The sequence below is a fragment of the Streptomyces olivaceoviridis genome (genome assembly GCF_014650115.1).
Taxonomy (GTDB): domain Bacteria; phylum Actinomycetota; class Actinomycetes; order Streptomycetales; family Streptomycetaceae; genus Streptomyces; species Streptomyces olivaceoviridis.
Genome location: NZ_BMUI01000086.1, coordinates 1 through 3,822, shown reverse-complemented (window position 1 = coordinate 3,822; position 3,822 = coordinate 1). Strand labels below are relative to the sequence as shown.

At 71.3% G+C, this 3,822-nt stretch carries 5 protein-coding genes; 2 read left to right on the top strand and 3 right to left on the bottom strand.

The window, feature by feature from the left end:
• On the bottom strand, positions 1-487 hold a 487-nt coding region (locus IE273_RS42935; protein ID WP_189820533.1), incomplete at its 3' end, for a lytic transglycosylase domain-containing protein.
• Between the two features lie 278 nt (positions 488-765).
• On the opposite strand from IE273_RS42935, the gene IE273_RS42930 reads away from it, so the two are divergent.
• Positions 766-1,752, top strand: coding sequence for an SAM-dependent methyltransferase (locus tag IE273_RS42930; RefSeq protein WP_189820532.1), 987 nt, complete (start codon positions 766-768; stop codon positions 1,750-1,752).
• A gap of 12 nt (positions 1,753-1,764) precedes the next feature.
• Here the strand turns inward: IE273_RS42930 and IE273_RS42925 are convergent, their stop codons facing one another.
• Positions 1,765-2,235 (bottom strand): SsgA family sporulation/cell division regulator, encoded by a 471-nt coding sequence (locus IE273_RS42925; RefSeq protein WP_189820531.1) that lies wholly within the window; start codon positions 2,233-2,235, stop codon positions 1,765-1,767.
• Positions 2,236-2,553: 318 nt separating this feature from the next.
• Here IE273_RS42925 and IE273_RS42920 point away from each other — a divergent pair, with 318 nt between their 5' ends.
• Positions 2,554-3,360 carry an alpha/beta hydrolase gene (locus IE273_RS42920; RefSeq protein WP_189820530.1) on the top strand — a complete coding sequence of 269 codons (807 nt, stop codon included), beginning with the start codon at positions 2,554-2,556 and terminating at the stop codon, positions 3,358-3,360.
• 67 nt (positions 3,361-3,427) lie between these two features.
• On the opposite strand, the gene IE273_RS42915 is transcribed toward IE273_RS42920, so the two are convergent.
• Positions 3,428-3,822 (bottom strand): helix-turn-helix domain-containing protein (locus tag IE273_RS42915; RefSeq protein WP_189820529.1); only part of this gene is annotated, 395 nt, incomplete at its 5' end.

The following is a 3,822-nucleotide window of genomic DNA, read 5'->3' as shown; positions in this document are numbered from 1 at the left end:
GGAACTGGCCGCCGCCCACCATCTGGCGCGCCATCGCCTGGATCTGCGCCACGGTGTAGCTGCTCTGGACCGGGAAGCTGGAGGAGTCGCGGACGTCGGTCCCACGGCTGGCCGCGGCCTTCGCCTCGGTGCGCTCCTTCGCCTTCTCGGCCGCCTTGTCGGCTGCCTCCTTGGCCGCCTTCTCGGCGAGCTCCTTCTTGGCGATCGCGGTCTCGGCGGCGGCCTTGCGGGCCGCTTCCTCGGCGTCCTTCTTGGCGCTCACGTCCGCGGCGATGGCCTGTGCGTCGGCCTGCTGCGTCAGGGACGTGGTCTGCACCTGCGCCTGCTGTCCCGCGGGTATGTCGGCGAGGAGCGTGGTGTCGGCTGCCGTCGCCTCGGCGTCGTTGGTCTGCGCGGTGCTGCCCGAGGCAATGCCGACGACGCTTCCGACTGCGGTGACCGTGGTGGCCGCGGCCACCGCTAATCCCCGGACCGAGATCGTGCTCACGCGTGTTCCTTCCGGTTTGTCCGTGACGCCGAGTTCCAGGCATGACCGAGTCTCGCCTGGCGCATGCGGCAGCGAAGCACTCTGCCGTGCTCGGGCACGCAGCGCAACGGTTGGTGAAGAAGGTGTGGAAGTTCACACCGCGCACTGACCTCCGGGGCTTGGCGGAAACGGAGCGGAACACACCTGGGTCTGGCAGTATGTGTTTCTGTCTGCCGCAACATGTGTGCGAACCGGCATGAGTACATGTGCCGCAAGAACAGCGCTCTCCGGAGGCTTCCGTGTCCACATCGCCTGAACTCGTCGGCCCTGCCATGGGCGGTGCCCTGCCGTTCGGCGAGGACCCGGTGGCCACCCTGGAGGCGGCCGTGTGGGTCATGGCCGCCGTCGTGAGCACCCAGCGGCAGGCTCTGTCGGAGCCCCTGGAGGACGTCCTCGCGGCGGATGCGGAGCGTACGGCGGTTCTGGAGAGCGTCGGCCTGGTCCGCAGGGACGCCGACGGTTTCGCCGTACACCCCTCGCTCGTCGCGGCGGACGCACTGACCGCACGCAGCGGGGTGGAGGCGAAGCTCAGCTCGCTGCGCCAAGCCGTCTCCGCCGCCGCCTCGGACGCGGAGGCACCCGGACTCGGGTGGGGCGCCCAGGACGACGAGGTGCTCCTCAGCCAGGGGCGGGCCTCCGCCGCGACCGGCCGTGCGCTCGCCGGGAAGGTCGTGCCGGCATTGCCCGGGTGTGCCGAGCGGCTTCAGGCGGAGGGCAGCCGCGTCCTCGACGTGGGCACCGGCGTCGGTGCGCTGGCCGTGGTGCTGGCCGCGAGCTTCCCCGGGGTTCGGGTGGAGGGGATCGACGTCCTGGAGCGGGCGCTGGACTTGGCGGGAGCGGAGCTTGCCGCAGCGGATCCGGCCGTGACCGCTCGGGTCTTCCTGCGCCGGGAGAACGCGGCGGAGTTGTCGGAGGAGGAGCGTTACGAGCTGATCTGGCTGCCCGCGCCGTTCCTCTCGGAGGAGGCGCTGCGGGCCGCTCTCCCGCGCCTGGCCGCGGCTCTGGTGCCGGGCGCGTGGCTGGTGGCGGGGACCAACCCCGCCGCCGACGACGCGCTGCGCCGCTCGGTCGGCCGGTGGACCGCGACGCGTGGCGGCGGCAACTCCTTCGACACGGCGCGCATGAGTGAGGAACTCGTCGCCCTCGGGCTGGAGGAGACGAGGACCTTTCCCACGGTTCCGGGCGGCCCCGTCCTCGTCGCCGCCCGACGCCCCGCGGGCCGGTAGCGCACCGCGTGATCAGTCGGATGCCGCCCGCCGGCCGTCGAGCAGGCCCGCGGCGGTCACGTCCCAGTCCACTTCGGCCAGCTCGTGACCGGCGGGAACGAGCTGGTAGGTGTGCTCCAGCCACTCCGCGAGCGGTGGCACGGGCAGTTCGAACAGCGCCGCCATGTCACCGGAGGCGAGCTGGAGCCGAGCCGTGGCCCGCTCCTCCAGGTTCGTCGGCCAGACCTGGACGTCACCGAAGCCGCTCATCGAGTACATCCCCTGCTGGAGGAGGTCGCGGCCGATCCGCCACAGGACACGCGGACCGCCTGCGATGAGGAACTCCACGCACACGATCAGGGGACGCTCCGGGTCGTAGCTGAACTCGGCCCTGATCGCCTGCCGGGCGGAGACGTCCAGCACACGTTCGATGTCCAAGGTCAGCCGAGGACGACCGTGCGGTGCCGTTCGGCTGGCCTGTACACCTGGCTGGTAGCCGCTCATGACGGGTAGATCCTTCCCTGTTGCGGAAGCTTGCTCGACCCACTCTCGTACGCACGGGGTCGCCGTACATAAGTAACTTGACCGTCGAACACCCTCTGCCGTGACGGTGAACGCCGTGGGGGTCGTCCGCCAGGCGGACCGCTGTCCGCCTCCAGGAGTCCTGTCCGGGGATCGGACCACGGGGCCGGTCGGGGCCCGCGCGCCATGGTCGCCAACATTAAGTCATTCGACTGTCGCCCTTGATCCGTGCCTGAACGATGCTGAAACAGTCGCCGGTGTACCGGTGCCGGATGGTCGTCATGCTCGGAGGAGCCAGCCGTGGAACGTACTCCCGTCGTCTTCATCCATGGCGCGTGGCTGCACGCGCTTTCCTGGGAGTCGTGGGCGGAGCGCTTCGCCAGCCGGGGGTTCCTCGCCCTCGCGCCCGGATGGCCGGGGGAGGCCGCGGCCCCCCCGGACATGCGCAAGTCCCCGGAACTGCTCGGCCGGATCGGTCTGGACGCGCTGACCGACCACTACGCCGCGATCGTGCGGTCTTTCGAGACCGCGCCGGTGATCGTCGGACACTCGGTCGGCGGGCTCATCGCGCAGCATCTCATCACCGCGGATGTCGGCCGTGCCGCGGTGGCCATCGCTCCGGCCCCGATCAACGGCGTACCGCTGCGCGAGTCCCCTGCCGGGCTGCCGTCCTGCGCCGAGCACGATCCCGCCGAGCAACTGGTGTCCCTGTCGCCGGAGCAGTTCCACCGCGTCTTCGCCAACACGGCGGAGGCGGAGGAGTCCGACCGGCTCTTCGACCGCTACGTGGTGCCGGCACCGCGCCGTCTGCTCGTCGACGTGGGTTGTACGGGTGCGCCCCGCAGTCCGCGCGCCGTGGCGGACGTGGCCAACCCGGAGCGTGGCCCGCTGCTGCTGATCTCCGGACAGGAGGACAGACTCGTCCCGGACGCGGCCACCCGCGCGGTGTACAAGCAGTACGGCGACACCACCGCCGTCACCGACCTGAAGCAGTTCGCGGACCGGGCCCACTCGCTGGTCATCGACAGCGGATGGCGCTTCGTCGCCGACTACGTGCTCGGCTGGCTGGACGGGCACGGCATCCGCGCCCACCCCCCTGAGGGCTGACCGCGCCGCGGCCGACGGGCGAGAGCCGCCGTACCGCGTCAGCGGGCCACACGGTCACATGCCGCCCTCACACGTTCTGGCCGTCGGGCAACTTGCCCAGGGCGTCGCGCAGGGCGGCGCGGGAGGTGATGCCCAGCTTGGGGAAGACCCGGTAGAGGTGGGAGCTGACCGTGCGCGGTGACAGGTGCATCCGCGCGCCGATCTCCTTGTTGGTCAGACCGCCCGCGGCGAGATCGGCGATACGGCGTTCCTGCCAGGTCAGCGTCGCGAGGTGCGCCGAGGAGGCGACGGTGGCGGCACCGGTGGCGCGCAGCTCGGCCCGTGCCCGTTCGGCCCAGGTGGGCGTGCCGAGCCGTTCGAACGTCTCCGCGGCCAGGGTCAGCGACAGTCGCGCCGCCTTCCTTCCCTGGGTGTGGCGCAGGCGGATGCCGTGGGCGAGGCGGATGCGGGCGAGTTCGAAGG